This window comes from Arcobacter pernae (assembly GCF_049472135.1).
Taxonomy (GTDB): domain Bacteria; phylum Campylobacterota; class Campylobacteria; order Campylobacterales; family Arcobacteraceae; genus Arcobacter_B.
Genome location: NZ_JBMOVV010000004.1, coordinates 18,915 through 37,200 on the forward strand (window position 1 = coordinate 18,915; position 18,286 = coordinate 37,200).

Genomic DNA, 18,286 nt, shown 5'->3' on the forward strand with positions numbered 1-18,286 from the left:
TTATGAGTTGTATATGTAATGAAAATTTTTGTATAAAAAATGAAAAAGCATCTATTCATTTTATAACAATAGTTCCTGAACTATTAAGAAAATGTAAACTTGTTTTTAAAGATATTAATAATCTTAGATTAAAAGAGAATATTTGTACTATTGATGTAAATGATGCTAGAGACTTTTTTGAAAAGAATCTTGAGTTTATTGACGAAAATTTCACTTTGTTTGAACAAAATGAAATAAAAGTTTTTGTTGAAACAAGTTGTGAAATATTAAGTATCTCTTCTGTATTAAAAGCAAAACCTTTAAATATATACTTAAATTTTATAAAAGATAATAGCTTTTTTGAAATATTAGAAAGTGAAAGTTTAACTACACATTTTCAACCTATAATTGATGTTCAATCAAGTAGTATTTATGCTTATGAGTGTTTAACTAGAGGTGTTTTACCAAACGGTGATTTGATGTACCCAAATGACTTATTTGAAAAATCATCTAGAAATGATACAAACTTTAGATTAGATAAACTTTGTCGTGAGTCTGCACTAAAAACAGCTGCTGTTAAAAAAATCAATAGTAAGGTTTTTATAAACTTCTTGCCAACAGCTATTTATGACCCAAAGTTTTGTTTACAAAGTACTGTAAGATGGGCAAATCAACTTGAACTTGACCCAAGAAATATTATATTTGAAGTAGTTGAGACTGAAAATGTTGAAGATAAAGTGCATCTAAAACAAATCTTGAATTACTATAGAGAACAAGGTTTTAAAATAGCTTTAGATGATGTTGGAGAGGGATACTCTTCTTTAAATATGATTATTGATATAAAGCCTGATATTATAAAAGTTGATAGAAATATAATAGATGGTATTGATAAAAATGAATTAAAACAATCAGTTTACAAAGCCTTAAAGTCAATTTGTGTTGAGAATCATATTCAGATTCTAGCTGAAGGAATTGAAACACAAGAAGAGTTAAGTATGGTAAAAAAACTAGGTGTTGATTTTGCTCAAGGTTACTATTTTGCTAAGCCCTCACCTGAACCTGTAAGAAGAATATTTTAATGGAACTTTTTTTAGTATATCCTCACCAACTTTTTGAAGATATTACAAATTTTAGAAATAAAAAGATTGTATTAGTTGAAGAGCCTTTATTTTTTACACAATATGAATTTCATATACAAAAGCTAGTACTTCATAGAGCCTCTATGAAGTTTTATGAGAACTATCTAAAAGAAAAAGGTTTTGAAGTTGAGTATTATGAAGATGAGACTTATTTAGCCAAATATAAAAATGAAAAAGTTTTTGTTTATGAACTTTTTGATAACTATTTAGAAAAAAAAGTCTACCCAAACTTTCAAAAAATAAATACTTTAAAAAACCCAAACTTTATACACCCAAATGATAAATCAAAGTTTTTGCATCATTTTTATATGAATAGAAGAAAAGAGCTTAATATTTTTATGGAAAATGGAAAGCCTTTATATGGAAAGTATAGTTTTGATAGTGAAAATAGAAAGAAACTTCCAAAAGATATATTTATTCCTGCAACACTTTCTTATGAAAATAGATATATACTTGAAGCCAAAGAGTATTGTAGAAAGTTTAAATTCATTGGTATTAGTGATGAGTTTAACTACCCTATTTCTTTCGATGAGGCTAGACTACAACTTGACTATTTTATAAAAGAGAAGTTTGAAAACTTTGGAGACTATCAAGATGCTATTACTAAAGATACAAATCTAATTTATCTTTTTCACTCAAATATCTCAAGTAGTTTAAATATAGGCTTACTTGATTTAAATTATGTAATAGAAAAGATAGTAAATGCAGATGCACCCTATAATGCAAAAGAAGGATTTATAAGACAGATTATAGGTTGGAGAGAGTTTATGCTCAAAATCTATGAAGATGATGGTGTAAGACTTAGAAACTCTAATTTCTTTGAGTTTAAAAATTCTATGCCAAAAGCAATCTTAGAAGCAAAAAGTGGCATAGATATACTTGATGATGTAATTAAAAAAGTAGATAAAACAGCTTATGCTCATCATATAGAGCGACTTATGATTTTAGGAAACATCTTTTTATTATTAGAGATAAAACCAAATGATGTTTATGAATACTTTATGAAAAACTACATAGATGCCTATGATTGGGTAATGGTTGGAAATGTATATGGTATGAGTGGTTTTAGTGATGGAGGAAGTATAACTACAAAACCATATATTGCAAGTTCTAATTATCTAATAAAAATGAGTGATTACTCAAAAAAAGAGCCTTGGTGTAAAATATTTGATGCTTTATATTGGAGGTTTTTACATAAATATTCACATTTATTTAAAGATAATCCAAGAATGAAAATGCAAATCTCTCTTTTAAATAGAATGTCAGAAGATAAACTAAATGAACATTTAAAAACTGCAAATGACTATATCAAAAAACTTTTTTATGAATAAAAGTTCATACTTAATTCATATTTAGTTCATCACTTACAGCTATATTTTCTATAATAAAAGGAGATATATGCGAACTGCTTTAAAAGCTTTAAAAGCTAATAAACTTAAAACCTTACTAATACTTTTTAGTTTAACTCTTAGTATTTGTTCTATCTTTTTGATTAGTTCAATTTCAAATGGAGTTATTTATATGTACTCTTCTATGCTTAAAAGTGATGGGGATATTATAATAACTCAGGCAAAGATTTCTGATACATTCTTTTCTAATGTTGATATAAAATTGATTGATAAAATAGAGAAAATAGAAGGAGTTAAAAAAGTTTCAGCTGTTATTGTTGGAGCAAGTCCTGTTGAAGAACTTCCAATTGTTGCTGTTTATGGTGCTACAAAAAATAGATTTTCAAACTACTCATTAATAAAAGGCTCTTATCCTAAACAAAATGAAGTTTTAGTTGGAAAATCAATCTATGATTCTTTAAAAAATAAAGAGAGTATAAATATCTCAAAATATTCATATAAAATTTCTGGTGTATTTGAAAGTGAAATAGGTTTTGAAAATGGTGGCGTTGTTTTAAATATAAATCAAGCTTCAAAAATTTTTAATAAATCAGCTTCATTTATTTTAGTAAATACAAATATCCAAAAAGAGATTGACCAAATTATTAAAGCTACACAAAGTTTATCAAACGATATTGAAGTTAAATCAACAAATAGTTTTATAGACAACTATAATCAATTTGAAATTATCAGAACTTCTTCAAAACTTATTTCCTCTGTTGCTTTTTGTATGGGACTTTTAAGTGTTGTAAGTATTATGAGTATTACTGTAAATCAAAGAAAAAGTGAATTTGGTATAAAAAAAGCTATAGGAATCTCTACAGGAAAAATTATAAATCAAATAGTTTTAGAAACAGCAATTTTGGGTTTTATTAGTTTTCTTTGTGCATTTTTTATAGCAAATATGTTTCTTTTAATAATTGAAAAATTTGAGCTATTTCACGGATATATAAATGCTCATCTAAGTAGTTCTTTAAGCCTTACACTATTTATTTGTTCACTTTTGATGGCTGTAATTGGCTCAATAATTCCTGCTTTAAATGTATCAAAAATTGATCCAATAATCTTAATGCAAGGAGATAAAATATGATAATAGAAGTAAAAGGTTTATCTCATGATTACAATGGCGATGTAGCATTAAGAAATATAAATCTAAATATAGAAAAAGGTGAGTTTATATCTATTATTGGTGAGAGTGGAAGTGGTAAAACTACCCTACTTTCAATACTATCTACACTTTTAAAGCAAAAAGATGCAGAACTGTTTTTTGAGAATAGAAACTATAAAGATATAAAAAACATTGATAAGTTTAGAAAAGAGAATATTGGATTTATTTTTCAATTTCACTATTTAATAAACTATCTTACAAATGCTGAAAATGTAAAAATTGCAAATGAAAAAGCCTTAGATAAAGAGGTGCTGGAACTTTTTAAGTTACTAGATATAAGTGAGCTTTTAAATAAATTTCCAAATGAAATATCAGGAGGTCAAAGACAAAGAGTTGCAATTGCAAGAGCACTTATAAATAAGCCAAAAGTGATTTTTGCCGATGAACCAACTGGTAATTTAGATTCAAAAAACTCTTTAAAGGTTTTTAAACTTTTTCAAGAATTATCTAAAGATGGTGTAACAGTAATCGTTGCGACTCATGACAAAACTCTAGCAAAGATGTCACATAGAATAATTGAGGTGAAAGATGGACAAATTCAATAATTTTATAAATCAAAATTTTAAAATCTCTTTGATTTTTCTTTTTTTAGGGATATTTTTTGGAATAATTTATTCTATAAATCTATTAGGTTTTTCTATAGATTCTAATACATTACTACCATCAAATGTAAGATCATTACATATTTCATTAATGTTATATGGATTTATACCTTTAATGCTTTCATATTTACCATTTTTATTAATCAATAAAGATGGAATTAAAAGTGACAAAGGACTTAGATATTTAGAACTTTATTCGATTTTTTGGTATATATTTTTAGTTTTTATGATGAGTAGTTTACTTTTAGGAAATACAAGAGGTTTAGCTTTTTATGATTTCCCCTATGAACTAAACTTTATCTTAGCTCTTAGCGGAGTTTTTTATGCCCTTGCATTATATGAGTACATAAAACTATATGAAGTAAAACCTTTATGGATAAAAATATCACTTGCTATTGTAGTAATTGCACCTTTCAGCCTTTTGATATTAATGAACCCAGTAATTGGACAAGTTGAAAGTACAATTAGTGGTCCTCATGGAGATAATACTTTAGGTATGAGTTTTGCTTTAATTCCAATATATTATTTAATCATAAAACTTTTAGATAAAGGAGAGTTTACTGCAAGATGGCATATCTTTTGGATTATTCCATTTGTTTTTTATATTTTTTCTGTTTTATATAGAAGTTTTTTTGATTCTTTAACTTATAACCAAGAGTGGTTTTTACAGTATTTAACTCTGTTTTATATTCCTTTACTTTATAGATGGTTTAAAGATGCAAATATATCTAAAACTCCTAAATATGTTTTATTAATATCTATATTAGCCTTTTTGTTTGTTGATATTGAGGGAAATATTCTTTTTATTCCGCAGCTTAGATGGTTATTTCATAGAAATGATTTGATTGTAGCTCATGCACATGTAGCAATGGGAATCTCAATTTTATTTATGAGTTTTGCAATTTTAGCAAATCATATAAATAGCTTAAAAGATATAAAGTTTTACAACTATTATTTATTTGGGATTTTAGGAATTTTTTTAGTTTTAAGTATTTCAGGATTTATTCAAGCAGGTGTTATAAAAGGAGATATACAAATATTATGGGCTTTAAGAACTCTATTTGGAATAGTAGTTTTTATATCTTTTTTTAAACTAATAAAAGTAGATTTAAAATTAAACTCTTTACAAAAATATAATCTATTAGGTGCTTTAAGTGATGGTTCAACTGGAATTATTTTGATTTTCCTTGGAAGTTATTTATATCCATTATTAGGTTTTAAATTTACGAATAGCTATGAGTATATTGTATTTATTTTTGTTTTTACTACAGGAGTAATGCACTATTTTGCTTTTAATTCTAAAAACTCGCAATATGAGTTTACCTTACTTACGGCACTAATTAGAGTTTTTGTCAGCTCAATGTTCTTTGCTTTATATTTAAATGGAAGTTTGTCTTATGAAGCACTTTTTATTACAGTTTTTGATTTATCTTTTTCAATGCTGTTTTTCTTAATTTTTTACAAAAAGGAGTTAAAATGTTATCAAAACTAGCTTTACCAATATTCATATCTTTTGAACTTTGCTTTTATTTATTGATTGCACAAACAGGAATTGTTGAGTATTTCTCATCAAATATTTATGCTATTTCACCTTTAGCTATTGGTGGAATTGTAGGGTCAATATTAGTTTACTTTGTTAAATTATCTTCTAAAAATAAAATAGTTTTACTATTGTTATTACAATTTTGTGTAAGTTTAGCATATCCAGATTTCTCAAAAATCTTACTTTTCTTATTAGGCTTAAGTGTAGGAGGATTAGCTCCTTTAATAATTGAAAAAATAAAAGAGAGTTCGGTAATACAATTAGCAAGTGCTTTAGGCTTATCATATGCTTTAGGAACTGCACTTTTTGTAATAGAACCTGCAAGTAGACAATTTATTGCATTAAGTTTTTCTTTAATATGCTTGATAAGTGTACTGCTACTTAAAAATGCCAAGAGTATTAAAAGTTTACCAAGCTATTCATATTCATTATTTTCAATGGTTTTATGGGTTTTTTTAGATTCTGCTTTATTTGAAACTTTATCAAGAGATATATCTATTTCTATTTGGAGAGATGGTTTTACAATTGAAATAATAGTTTTTCATATAATAGGTGTTTTAGCTGCTTTTGCATTTAAATTTGAGAAATTTGAAAATGAGATTTTAATAATCTTACTATTTGCCTTAAGTTATCTTTTTTACTTTTTACAAGAAGCAGCTATTTTAGCCCTTGTTTATCCATTTGTTATTTCATATTACAATGTAACAATTTTAAGAAGTATTATAAAAAAAGATTTCAAGACTATTTGTATTTATATGGTTTTTATTGGTTGGATAGCATCAGGAGCTGGATTATTTGTAGCTTTAGAAAATTTAACTTTATATGTACCAATTATCTTTTTAGTTTCATTAATAAAAGTTTTAAGTACGCATAATATTTCAATAAAGGAGAAAAAATGTATAAATTAATATTTCTAATTATCTGTGTTCTAAGTGCTTTAAATGCTGATAATTTAGTTTTAAAAGAAGGAAAAATTCAAGCACATACTGAAGTTTTTGGCGATAGTAGTATTGATCCTTATACTACAAATATAAGTTCTAATATTCAGTTTGACAATACTATTTCAAGTATAAAAGGAGCTGTTTGGTTTGATAGTATTAAATTAGTAAGTGATAATCTTGATAGAGATAAAAATATGTATGAACTGTTAAATTCTCAGATAAACCCAAAAATTAGTTTTGATTTTATAAGTATTAAAAAAATTGATGAACAAAACTATGAGATAGAGGGTTATTTATCTTTAAATAAAGTAAGTAGAAAAGTAAAAAGTATAGCAAAAATAAAAAAAGAAAAAGAGGATATTATATTTGATGGCACATTTGATATAAATCTAACAGATTTTAATTTAGAACCACCTACTTTACTTTTTTTAACTGTTAGAGATAGAATTGATGTTAAATATATCTTAGATTTTAAGGCAATGTAATATGAAAAAATTTACAATAATCATCTGTATTTTATTTGCTAACTATGCCTTTTGTAGTACTTATGAAGTAAGTAAAAAAATTGATAAATTCTCTTTGTTTAATCAGTTTGATAAAAAAATCACTATTGATGAAGATATAAAATATATGCTTGTTTCTTTTGAAAAAAATAGCTCTGAAACAATAAATAGTTTTATTGAAGAGAATAAAGGCTTTTTAACAAAAAATAATACAGTATTTATTGTAAATATCTCAAAAATGCCCTCAATTATATTAAAAATGTTTGCTATTCCTAAAATGAGAAGTTTTAAACATAATATATTACTAGTATATGATGAAAAGAACAATAACTTTAAAGAAAAGCAAAATTTTATAACTTTATATAAGCTAGATAAATTAGTTGTAAAAAAGATTGATTTTTTAGAATCAAAAGAGGATTTACAAAGAGTTTTCAATGAAAATAAATGATATAAATAGTTTAAATATTTTAGTAAATAAATCAAGTTTAAACAAGTTTAAAATACTACATATTAGTGATTTACATATAAATAAAAAGACAGATATTTTATCAATAAAAAAGCTTATAAATTTATGTGAAACTATAGATTACGATATTTTAGTAATTACAGGAGATATTATAGACTGTAAAGCTATTGCTATTAAAGATAAACTTGAACTTCTAAATAGTTTAAAAAATGCCTATTATATAAGTGGAAATCATGACTTGTTTTATGGATTAAAAGATTTAAAAGATATATTAAATGAGATAATATTTTTAGATAATAAAATCGAGTTTTTAGAGTTTAATAATGAAAAAATTGCATTAGCAGGTCTAAGCGATAGATTCTCTAAATTTTTTAGAATAAAAAGAAATGAAAAATCTTTATTGGATTTATTAGTTAAGTGTGAAAATAGAATTTTACTTGCTCATCAGCCAAAAGATTATACATATGCAGTAAAAAACAATGTTGATGTTTTTTTATGTGGACATACACATGGTGGACAAATCTACCCTTTTCATTATGTAGTAAAATTAGTTCAGCCCTTTTTATCTGGACTTCATTATATAAATAAAACAGCAATATATGTAAATAAAGGAATTGGTACTTGGGGTATAGATTTTAGATATAAAGCAAACAGTGAAATAACACTTTTAAATCTAGTTTATAACTAGTATTCATTTTAAATTCATCTTTTTATAATATAATTTTTGTAACTTATCAAAATAGGATATTTATGAAAATTTTAATAGTTGAAGATGATATAAAAATTGTAAATTTTTTAAAAAAAGGTTTAGAAGAAGAGGCATATAGTGTTGATTTTAGTTTAGATGGGGATGAAGGTTTTTATCTTGCTAGCGTAAATGAATATGATGTTATTTTATTAGATATTATGCTTCCTATAAAAGATGGCATTGAGGTTTGCAAAAGTCTTAGAGCCCAAAATATAAATACTCCTATTATAATGCTTACTGCAAAAAATAGCACTGAAGATACAATAAAAGGTCTTGATATAGGTGCAAATGATTATCTTGCAAAGCCCTTTTCTTTTAATGAACTTTTAGCAAGAATAAGAGTTCAGCTAAGAGTTAAAAGTGAAAATCAAACTACAGTTTTAAAAATTGATGATTTACAATTGGATTTATTAACAAAAACTGCACAAAGAGCAAATCAAAAAATAGAACTAACTGCAAAAGAGTTTTCTCTACTTGAGTATTTAGTTAGAAATAAAAATAAGGTTTTATCAGAGAGTGTGATTTTATCTTCATTAAGTAATATGGAAGATAGCAATATAAGCAATATCATAAATGTATATATTTATAGATTAAGGAATAAAATAGATAAACCTTTTGAAAAAAAGCTTATTAAGACAGTTCGTGGAATGGGGTTTAAAATAAGTGAAGACTAATATATCAATAAAGAAAAAACTTTTAATCTATAATATCATCATTCAATTTATCATATTGATAATCTTATCTTTATCAATATATAAAACTCTTAAAATATCAACACTAGATAAAATGCAAACATCATTAAAAGTAATAATTTTAGATGTTGTTGATGATATACTAGATCACAAAACAAATTTACATTTTAGTTTATATAATGAAGAAAAAGAGTATAACTTCAGCCCTTTATATATAAGACTTGTTGAAAACAATAAAGAAAAAAAAGTTATAAATAGTACAAACTTCCCTTCTGAAATATCAATAAATGATAAACAAACAAAGAAAAACAGTGTTTTTTTTAATGAATTAGATGATTATATTGTTGGAAATATAATATTTGATATAGATAAACAAGAGTATATAGTACAAGTAGCAACAGACTATAAAATACTTAACTCTACTCTTGAGAATCTATTTTATATTCTACTTTTTATAATACCTATAGTATTGATTTTTTCAATTACTGGTGGTTACTTTTTGATTTATAAATCCTTTAAACCAATTGAAGAGATTTTAAGTAGTTTAAAACTTATAAATGCTTCTGATTTATCTCAAAGGGTTAAAAAACTGCATAGTAATGATGAAGTTGATCTATTGATTGATGAAATTAATAACTTGCTACAAAGATTAGAAATCTCTTTTAAGAAGATAAATCAATTTAGTAGTGATGCCTCACATGAATTAAAAACTCCATTAACTATAATACGAGGTGAAATAGAAATAGCCCTAAGAAAAGATAGAGATAAAAGTGAATATAAAAATAGTTTGGAAGTTTGTTTAGATGAAGTACTTAGAATTCAAAATACTATTGATGATTTACTTTTTTTAGCAAAAAATGATACAAATATTTCTGATAACTATACTGATATTTATTTAGATGAGATAACTTTAGAATCAATATCTGAACTAAAATCTTATGCTTTATCAAAAGAGATAACGCTAGAAGCAAATATCAAAGATATGAGTCAAATCAAAGGTTACCCTTCACTATTAAAAGTGGCAATAAAAAATTTAATTAAAAATGCTATTAATTTTAGTTTTGAAAATAGTGTTGTAAAAATTAGTTGCTATAAAGAAAATAAATCTACAATAATTAGTGTAGAAGACACAGGAATTGGTATTGCTAAAGATGAGCAAGAAAGAATTTTTGAAGAGTTTTATAGAACAGATAAAAGTAGAAACAAAAATTCAGGCGGTACTGGACTTGGAATGGCTATTTGTAATAAAATAGTTAAGATTCATAATGGAACTATTGAACTTGAAAGTGAAGTAAACAATGGTACAATTGTAAAAATAATTCTATAGAGATGATATGAATAAAGAAATATTAGAAGAAGCAAATAAACTTATAAATAAAGAACTAATAAACCAAACAAATATTAAAAGTGTAAAACTTTTTAAAACTAGTGATTATTCAAAAAGACAACCTTTAACTTATGAGTTTTGTTTGATTTTAGTACTGCAAGGTAAAAAGCTTGGATATTTACCAAATAGAAGTTTCGAGTATAATAAGGATAACTATTTAGTAGTTCCTATTAGCCTTCCTTTTGAGTGTGAAACATATGCTTCAAAAGAAGAACCATTTATATGTATCGTAATAGATATAGATAAAAAAATGATGTTTGATATAATTTCATCACTAAGTAACCAAGAAGCAAAAAACTGTAAAACGATACAAATGGGGATTTTCCAAGATAATGTAACCCCTCAAATAGAAGATATAGTATTAAGACTTTTAAAGACACTTAAATCAGAAGAAGAATCAGCTATTTTAGGTGATTCAATTTTAAAAGAGCTATACTATAGAATTGCTACAAATAGTAATTCTCATTTTTTACATAAAATGTTTCTAAAACATAAACAAGAAGCTAAAATAGCCAAAGCTTTAAAAAGTATTCATGATAATTTTAATCAACCTTTAGACATCCCTACTTTAGCAAAACAAGAGGATATGAGTGTTTCATCTTTTCATACACACTTTAAAAATATCACTTCATACTCTCCTTTACAATATATAAAAAAGATTAGATTAAATAAAGCAAAAGATTTTATAGAACAAAAAAATATGCAAGTTAATAATACTGCTTATGCAGTGGGATATGAGTCTGTATCGCAGTTTTCAAAAGATTTTAAAAAGTATTTTGGTTATCCACCTAAAGAGGCTAAAATAGCCCTTTAGTTGGAGTGTTGATTTTATTTCATAGAAAGTTTTAGTATTTTTTCACTTGTTTCTAGTGTGATATTAGCATTTTCACCAATAGCTGTCATACCATGAGCTTCAAGGCCTTTGATTACATTTTCTATTACTTTATCATCTATTTCATAATCATTTAGATTTGTAGAAATTCCTACTTTTTCATATAGATTTTCAATAGCTTTAATTACTGCTTCTTCATCTTCATTTATATTAAATACTTCTGTTCCCATTTGAAGAAGTTTCTCTTTTTTGTCTTCTTTTAGTACTCTTAAAAGTGATGGTTGAACAATTGCAAGTGTTCTTGCATGATCAATTCCATAGAATGCTGTTAATTCATGACCTATAAAATGCGTAGCCCAATCTTGTGCAACACCTGTTCCTATAAATCCATTTAGAGCTTGATTTGCAAGAAGCATTAAGTTTTCTAACCACGCCTCATCTCTTCTATTTTCCCAATCATCTGCAAGTTTTGCTAAACCTTTTAAAATAGTTTGTGCATAACCATCGTGGATTAAAGAAGTGTTTGGTTTTGTAATGTACTGTTCACATGTATGAACAAAAGCATCAACTAAACCATTTGCTAGTTGTCTATCACTTAATGAGCTCATTACAGTTGGGTCTAGTACTGCAAATTTAGGGAATGATAAAACCGAATGAAAAAATCTTTTTTCATTTGTCTCTTTTTTTGTGATAACAGAACCAGTATTTGACTCACTTCCTGTTGCTGCTAAAGTTAAAACAACACCTAAAGGTAAAGCTTTCTCAACTTGTGCACTTCCATCTAAGAAATCCCAAGCATCACCATCATATAATGATGCAGCAATTAGATATTTACAGCCATCAATAACAGAACCACCACCAACAGCAAGTACAAAATCAATATTGTTTTCTTTTACTACTTCAACTGCTTTATTCATAGTTTCATAAGTAGGATTAGCCTCAACTCCACTAAATTCTATCCAGTCATAACCTTCAAGTGCAGCTGCAACTTGGTCATAAACACCATTTTTTTTGATAGAACCACCACCATAAACTACTAATACTTTATTATCTTTTGGTATGTGATTTGTGATAGATTGGATTTTTCCTTTTCCAAAATGAATAGTTGTTGGGTTATAATAATCATATGTAAAACTCATTGAATTTCCTTTATTTTTTATTTTATGTATTATAGAATAAAATATACACTATTTGAATAGTAAAACATACAAATTTCATGTCAATTTCTACAAATTATCTAAAGAAAAAGTATCATAAAATTTTATTGCATTTTGTAATATTTTTCAAATATATTAAAAAATTTTTATAAAATATGAGTATGAAAAATAGTATATATAAAAAGATGGAAGTCTTAGCAGACTCGGCAAAATATGATGTTTCATGCAGTTCAAGTGGAAGCGATAGTAACTACAAAACAGGTGAGTTAGGAGCTACTCATAAAAGTGGAATTTGTCATACATATACAGCTGATGGAAGGTGTGTATCTCTTTTAAAGGTTTTATTTACAAATCATTGTATTTATGACTGCTCATACTGTATAAATAGAAAATCAAATGACATAAGAAGAGAAGCATTTACGCCACGACAACTTGCTGATATAACAATAAATTTTTATAAACGAAATTATATAGAAGGTCTTTTTTTAAGTTCTGGAATTGTAAAAGATGAAGATCATACTATGAACTTAATACTAAGAGCTTTGAAAATATTAAGACATGAATATAGATTTAATGGTTATATCCATGTGAAACTAATTCCTGGTTCATCAGATGAACTAATACGTGAAGTAGTATCATTAGCAAATAGAGTAAGCTCAAATATAGAACTACCAAGCAACAAATCTCTAAAGCTTTTAGCCCCAAATAAAACAAAAGAAAAAGTTTTGCAACCACTAAAATATGCAAGAGATATAAGTCTAGAAAAAGAAACAAAGCCAATAGGAATGAGTACCCAACTAATAGTTGGAGCTACTCCTGAGAGTGATAAAGATATACTAAAACTAAGTTCTGTTTTATATGATAAAGCCTTATTAAAAAGAGTATATTATAGTGCATATATTCCTGTAAATGATGATAAAAATCTACCTGCAATTATTACTAAACCACCTTTACTTAGGGAACATAGACTTTATCAAGCTGATTGGCTTTTGAGATTTTATGATTTTACTTGGGATGAAATAGTAGATGATGAGAATCCAAATTTAGATGAAGATGTTGACCCAAAAACTTTTTGGGCATTACAAAATCTACAATATTTTCCTATGGAAATAAATAAAGCAAGTAAAGATGAACTTTTAAGAATCCCTGGTATTGGTGTAAGAGGTGTATTTAAAATACTAAAGGCTAGAAGGTTTAAAAACTTAGATTTTGAGGATTTAAAAAAGTTGAAAATATCTCTAAAAAGAGCAAGATATTTTATAACTTGTAAGGGGAAATATCAAAAAGATGTGGCTTTTTATAAAGAAGATATAAAACAAGCCATTGTAAGACCACCTCAAAAAAAGATAATTCAACCTAGTTTATTTGATATGGATTATAGTGCTATAACAGGTGAGATATAAGATGATTTTACAATATGATGGAAGTTTTGAAGGTTTTTTAAGTCTAGTATATGAAGTGTTTTATAAAAAATATAAACCTAGTAAAATACTAAGAAATGAACCTAAAACCTTGATTTTAGATGAGATAAAATATATAAAAACAGATGAACAAAATGCCCTAAAAGTTTTAAAAGCAATAGAAGAAAAATTTGATAAAAAATCTTATGAAAAAATTATTAATACCTTTATGTGTGATACAAAAGAGTTTGAGATAGAGCTTTTAGCATTTGTTATTTATGGCTTTAAAAATAAAGACGAGCTTTTTAATATAAACAATTCATCTATTTTTTATATAGATAATTTACAAAAAGAACTTTTTAGACACGTACATAAAATGACTGGTTTTACCAGGTTTGAAGAGCTTGAAGATGGAACTTTATATGCAAAGATTGAAACAAAGTTTAATGTGGTTTATTTTTTAGGTAAGCATTTTTTTAAAAGATTAAATAATCAAGAATACATAATCCATGATATTAATAGAAAAGTCGCATTTATAAAAAATGATTATTTTATTGGGGTAAAGGAGGTTTTAGATTTTGAAGAGCCAAAGGTTTCTGATGATGAACAGATGTTTCAAAATCTATGGAATACTTTTTTTAAAGCTGTTAGTATTGATGAGCGAAAAAATGAAAAATGTCAAAAAAACTATGTTCCCCTACTTTATAGAAAATATATGACCGAGTTTATTTAAAACTATTTAAAAGTTATTTAGAACTGTTTTATAAGATTTGTATTTTGATTTTGAGCATTTTTATACTCTTGTTTTAATTGTTCATATTGTAAATAGTAGTCATTGTATAAAAAAGAATAGTCATTATTTTCATCTTTGTATGTGTCATACTGATTTTTATATGAACTACTTAAAGTATCCAAAAAAGAAAAAGAGTTAATCTCAAGTAAAATCTCATCAAGTTGTTCTTGTGGTATTTGCTCAGTTGTTTTAAGACTTTCATTATTTATTTTGTAACTTGCACTTTTATGTAATAAATCACTTAAACTATTATTTGTATTAAGTGATGAAAAATAATTGTGTTTATCTTCATATTTTGTTGATAAAAAAGTAAAACCCATATTGAAAGGTTTTCCTAATACTGTGTTAAACATAGCTTTAGATAAATTTTCATCATTTGAAAAAAGTGTTGCAAGTCTTAAGTTTTTTGCCATTTGTTTATTTTCTTCATCTTTGAAAAGATACTCTATTTCTTCAAGTGAAATATTTTTTATATTTTCAAAACTAAGACTAGTTGTTTTATCTGTTTTAAAATCTTTGTCTAAAGAGTTTTTAACTTCTTTTAAAAATTCTTGATTTTTAGTACTGATATTCTCTTTTTTAATATTTGCTAAGAAATTCAGCTCATTTATATTTGATGTAAACAAAACACAACCTTTTTATAGTTAAAAATACTATTAAAACATAGTAAATACTCATATTTGCCCTACAAAGGCTTTTTGTAATTTTAGTCGTGTCATTGCACTACCAAAACAAACCTCGTCCAAATATAGGATTAAGAATATTTTAAGATATAAACTTACATTTTAAGCCTATTAACATTTATTCTTATTATATATAATAAAACAAAAAAGGACAAGTATGAAAAACTTTTTTCTTCTTTTATTAACTGCGTTTTTATTTTTGGGGTGTAGTTCTAAAAATCTTCCTTTAGAAACTGTAAATAAAGTTGACATTCAAAAATATCTAGGAACTTGGTATGAAATAGCAAGGTTTGAACATAGATTTGAAGAGGGATGTAAAAATGTGACTGCAAATTATTCTTTAAAACAAAATGGTGATATTAAAGTTGTAAATTCATGTACCCAAATTAAAACAGGAGAAAAAACTCAAGCAACAGGAGTTGCCTATGCAACTGATGAAACAAATAGTAAATTAAAAGTTAGTTTTTTCAGACCATTTTATGGAGACTATTGGGTTTTGATGTTAGATGAAGATTACAAATACGCTTTAGTTGGTTCACCAAATAGAGAATACTTATGGATTTTATCTAGAACAAAAACAATAAGTGAAGAAACAAAAAATAAGATTTTAGCAAAACTTCCAGCTTTAAAGTTTGATGCTTCAAAATTTATTTGGACTATTCAGGACTAAAAATATGTATTATAAAAAACTTCATAAACCAAAAAAAGCTAAAGAATTAGAAAATGATATGCAAGAGTTTGATGATAACAGACTTATTGAAATGGCTTGGCAAGATAGAACTACATTTGATGCTATATACCTTCAATACGGACTTACAGAAAATCAAGTAAAAAAAAGAATGCAAAAATTACTAAGTAAAGATGGTTTTAAAAGATGGAGAAAAAGAGTTCATGGAAGAGCTACTAAACATAAAAACAAGGTCTATCATAAGCCAGATAGATTTCAAGGACCATGGTAGCATGGTAATAAAGCTATTCATGAAATGACAATTTTTTTATACTAAAGGCTTGCCTTTTAGTATAAAATAAATAAAAAAAGGACTTAAGATGTTAAAAGAGTTAATTTTTACAAGTTTAGGCGCAACTGCTGTAATCAAAGATAAGGTTGAAGATGAACTAAAAAAACTTGAAGAAAAAGGAAAAATTGATTCATCTGATGTTAAAGGCTTTATAGAATCTTTGGAAAAAAAGGGACAAGACGAAGAAAAAAAGTTTAAAAAGCATATAAAAGATAGTCTAAAAGAGGCTATTGATGAGCTTGGTCTTGTAACTAAAAAAGATTTAGAGAAATTAAAAAAGGATCTAAAATAGAAACTTTTTTCTCTAAACTGAAACTCTACTCACCTAAAAGAGTCTATAAAGTCTTTAGGTTTTTAATGACTGTTTATTTAGTTATTAAGAAAAAAGAGAGTTTTATGTGGATCAAACCTCTTGATCCTAAAGGCTTAAAAAACACTACAATAAGCTTAGGCGCTAGTTTCATAAAGTTAGCTCAAGTGCTGGCAACACGTGCTGACTTTTTTAGTGAAGATTACTTAAGTGAATTAAGAGAACTTCACGACCAACTTCCAACAATGTCAAATGACAGTTTCCAAAGGGTATTTGAAAGAGCATTTTCAAATACTCCTTTTAAAAAGTTTGATAAAAAAGCTATTGCTTCTGCTTCAATAGGTCAAGTTCATATTGCAAAACTAAAAGATGGAAGTAAGGTTGCTGTAAAACTTAGACGAGAAGGTATAAAGCAAAGAGTTATTGCTGATATAAATATTATTTCATTATTTAATAAAATATTTAAACCCCTATTTTCACACTATACAAAAAACTCAATAGAAGCTGTGATAATTGAGTTTTCATCTATGATTAGACAAGAAGTTAGTTTAACTACTGAACTTCAAAACTTAAAAAAGTTTTCAAATACTTACAAAGATGAAAATATAGGTTTTCCAAAGCCTTATGAACAGTACTGTAGTGATGATGCTCTTGTTATGAGCTATGAAGAAGGCTTTAGATTTGATGATAAAAAATCAATACTTAAGTACAATATAGATTTTAACAAGATTATCGCAAATCTAGTAAGCTTTTATACAACTCAGATGTTAATAAAAGGATATTTTCATGCTGATCCTCATCCTGGAAATATTTTAATAACAAAAGAAGGAAATATTACTATGCTTGATTTTGGTATGGTAAAAACCGTACCAAATGATAAAAGAGTAGCAATAATTGAGCTTATAAAAGCAGCAAATGAGCAGGATTATGAACTATATATTAGTGCTAGTAAAAGACTTGGAACTATTGCATATGAAGCACCTACAAGCGAACTTGCTGAGTTTACAAGCAAGATGTTCGATATATTCTCAAATGATAACCTTGATAGTGAATCTATGCAAAAACTAGCATTTGAAGTTTTAGAGAGCACTAGAAATATGCCTTTTAAACTTCCTAGTGATGCTATATATATTTTAAGAGTTAGTGCTATTATCGAAGGTCTTGGAACAACATATATTGAAAACTTCAATGGTGTAAAAGATATTTTACCAATACTAAAAGATAATCTTCCAAAAGCTCTTGGAGCAAAAGACTCAATAGTTGAAACAATAATTGATGAGATAAAAGATATACCTTTTACCATTAAGGATTTTAAATCAACACTAAAACAAGCAAGTGAAGGTGACTTAAGTGTGCAAATCTCAGATAATCAACTTGAGTATTTACAAAAAGAAATAAAAGAGTATTTAAAACCTAAATTTATTTCAATTTCAATGATGATAAGTTCGATTTTTATTTTACTTTTAGATAAAGATTATAAAGAAATAGCAATAGGACTTTTTGTTTTCGCTCTTGCTAGAATCATTTATAAATAAG

At 26.0% G+C, this 18,286-nt stretch carries 20 protein-coding genes; 18 read left to right on the forward strand and 2 right to left on the reverse strand.

Annotation, left to right across the window (positions count from 1 at the left end):
• Nucleotides 1–2 precede the first annotated feature (2 nt).
• The 12 genes from ACH5BF_RS05705 (at nucleotide 3) to ACH5BF_RS05760 (ending at nucleotide 11,370) form a co-directional block, all read left to right on the forward strand.
• Nucleotides 3–1,058: an EAL domain-containing protein gene (locus ACH5BF_RS05705; protein WP_423273245.1), complete on the forward strand. Its 1,056-nt coding sequence runs from the start codon at nucleotides 3–5 to the stop codon at nucleotides 1,056–1,058.
• The gene (locus ACH5BF_RS05710; protein WP_423273246.1) at nucleotides 1,058–2,449 is read left to right on the forward strand and encodes a cryptochrome/photolyase family protein; all 1,392 of its coding nucleotides are present in this window, start codon (nucleotides 1,058–1,060) and stop codon (nucleotides 2,447–2,449) included. Before ACH5BF_RS05705 ends, ACH5BF_RS05710 begins: the two co-directional genes overlap by 1 nt.
• A gap of 67 nt (nucleotides 2,450–2,516) precedes the next feature.
• The gene (locus tag ACH5BF_RS05715; RefSeq protein WP_423273247.1) at nucleotides 2,517–3,596 is read left to right on the forward strand and encodes an ABC transporter permease; all 1,080 of its coding nucleotides are present in this window, start codon (nucleotides 2,517–2,519) and stop codon (nucleotides 3,594–3,596) included.
• Nucleotides 3,593–4,219, forward strand: coding sequence for an ABC transporter ATP-binding protein (locus ACH5BF_RS05720; protein WP_423273248.1), 627 nt, complete (start codon nucleotides 3,593–3,595; stop codon nucleotides 4,217–4,219). The genes ACH5BF_RS05715 and ACH5BF_RS05720 overlap by 4 nt, the downstream gene beginning before the upstream one ends.
• Nucleotides 4,203–5,768: a hypothetical protein gene (locus ACH5BF_RS05725; RefSeq protein WP_423273249.1), complete on the forward strand. Its 1,566-nt coding sequence runs from the start codon at nucleotides 4,203–4,205 to the stop codon at nucleotides 5,766–5,768. The genes ACH5BF_RS05720 and ACH5BF_RS05725 overlap by 17 nt, the downstream gene beginning before the upstream one ends.
• Nucleotides 5,753–6,727, forward strand: a complete 975-nt coding sequence (locus ACH5BF_RS05730; RefSeq protein WP_423273250.1) for a hypothetical protein — start codon at nucleotides 5,753–5,755, stop codon at nucleotides 6,725–6,727. Before ACH5BF_RS05725 ends, ACH5BF_RS05730 begins: the two co-directional genes overlap by 16 nt.
• Nucleotides 6,715–7,245: a YceI family protein gene (locus ACH5BF_RS05735; protein WP_423273251.1), complete on the forward strand. Its 531-nt coding sequence runs from the start codon at nucleotides 6,715–6,717 to the stop codon at nucleotides 7,243–7,245. Before ACH5BF_RS05730 ends, ACH5BF_RS05735 begins: the two co-directional genes overlap by 13 nt.
• 1 nt (nucleotide 7,246) lies before the next feature.
• A complete protein-coding gene (locus tag ACH5BF_RS05740; RefSeq protein ID WP_423273252.1) occupies nucleotides 7,247–7,711 on the forward strand; it encodes a hypothetical protein in 465 nt (154 codons plus the stop codon).
• A complete protein-coding gene (locus ACH5BF_RS05745) occupies nucleotides 7,698–8,417 on the forward strand; it encodes a metallophosphoesterase (protein WP_423273253.1) in 720 nt (239 codons plus the stop codon). The genes ACH5BF_RS05740 and ACH5BF_RS05745 overlap by 14 nt, the downstream gene beginning before the upstream one ends.
• A 62-nt stretch (nucleotides 8,418–8,479) precedes the next feature.
• A complete protein-coding gene (locus tag ACH5BF_RS05750; protein ID WP_423273254.1) occupies nucleotides 8,480–9,151 on the forward strand; it encodes a response regulator in 672 nt (223 codons plus the stop codon).
• Entirely contained in the window at nucleotides 9,141–10,496 is a 1,356-nt protein-coding gene (locus ACH5BF_RS05755; RefSeq protein ID WP_423273255.1) for a sensor histidine kinase, read from the forward strand. Before ACH5BF_RS05750 ends, ACH5BF_RS05755 begins: the two co-directional genes overlap by 11 nt.
• Before the next feature lie 7 nt (nucleotides 10,497–10,503).
• Nucleotides 10,504–11,370, forward strand: a complete 867-nt coding sequence (locus tag ACH5BF_RS05760) for an AraC family transcriptional regulator (protein WP_423273256.1) — start codon at nucleotides 10,504–10,506, stop codon at nucleotides 11,368–11,370.
• A gap of 14 nt (nucleotides 11,371–11,384) precedes the next feature.
• Here the strand turns inward: ACH5BF_RS05760 and ACH5BF_RS05765 are convergent, their stop codons facing one another.
• Nucleotides 11,385–12,527, reverse strand: a complete 1,143-nt coding sequence (locus tag ACH5BF_RS05765; protein WP_423273257.1) for an iron-containing alcohol dehydrogenase — start codon at nucleotides 12,525–12,527, stop codon at nucleotides 11,385–11,387.
• Nucleotides 12,528–12,706: 179 nt separating this feature from the next.
• On the opposite strand from ACH5BF_RS05765, the gene ACH5BF_RS05770 reads away from it, so the two are divergent.
• Nucleotides 12,707–13,948, forward strand: a complete 1,242-nt coding sequence (locus ACH5BF_RS05770; protein ID WP_423273258.1) for a putative DNA modification/repair radical SAM protein — start codon at nucleotides 12,707–12,709, stop codon at nucleotides 13,946–13,948.
• Between the two features lies 1 nt (nucleotide 13,949).
• Entirely contained in the window at nucleotides 13,950–14,678 is a 729-nt protein-coding gene (locus ACH5BF_RS05775) for a TIGR03915 family putative DNA repair protein (RefSeq protein ID WP_423273259.1), read from the forward strand.
• A gap of 17 nt (nucleotides 14,679–14,695) precedes the next feature.
• Here ACH5BF_RS05775 and ACH5BF_RS05780 read toward each other — a convergent pair whose 3' ends face one another.
• Complete coding sequence (locus ACH5BF_RS05780) at nucleotides 14,696–15,364, reverse strand: hypothetical protein (protein ID WP_423273260.1); 669 nt, start codon at nucleotides 15,362–15,364, stop codon at nucleotides 14,696–14,698.
• Between the two features lie 214 nt (nucleotides 15,365–15,578).
• Here ACH5BF_RS05780 and ACH5BF_RS05785 point away from each other — a divergent pair, with 214 nt between their 5' ends.
• From ACH5BF_RS05785 to ACH5BF_RS05800, 4 genes are all read left to right on the forward strand, one after another.
• A complete protein-coding gene (locus ACH5BF_RS05785; protein ID WP_423273261.1) occupies nucleotides 15,579–16,091 on the forward strand; it encodes a lipocalin family protein in 513 nt (170 codons plus the stop codon).
• A 4-nt stretch (nucleotides 16,092–16,095) separates the two neighbouring features.
• The gene (locus ACH5BF_RS05790; protein ID WP_423273262.1) at nucleotides 16,096–16,380 is read left to right on the forward strand and encodes a TIGR03643 family protein; all 285 of its coding nucleotides are present in this window, start codon (nucleotides 16,096–16,098) and stop codon (nucleotides 16,378–16,380) included.
• Between the two features lie 88 nt (nucleotides 16,381–16,468).
• A complete protein-coding gene (locus ACH5BF_RS05795) occupies nucleotides 16,469–16,732 on the forward strand; it encodes a hypothetical protein (RefSeq protein WP_423273263.1) in 264 nt (87 codons plus the stop codon).
• A gap of 65 nt (nucleotides 16,733–16,797) precedes the next feature.
• Nucleotides 16,798–18,285 carry an ABC1 kinase family protein gene (locus tag ACH5BF_RS05800; protein ID WP_423273264.1) on the forward strand — a complete coding sequence of 496 codons (1,488 nt, stop codon included), beginning with the start codon at nucleotides 16,798–16,800 and terminating at the stop codon, nucleotides 18,283–18,285.
• Nucleotide 18,286: the final 1 nt, after the last annotated feature.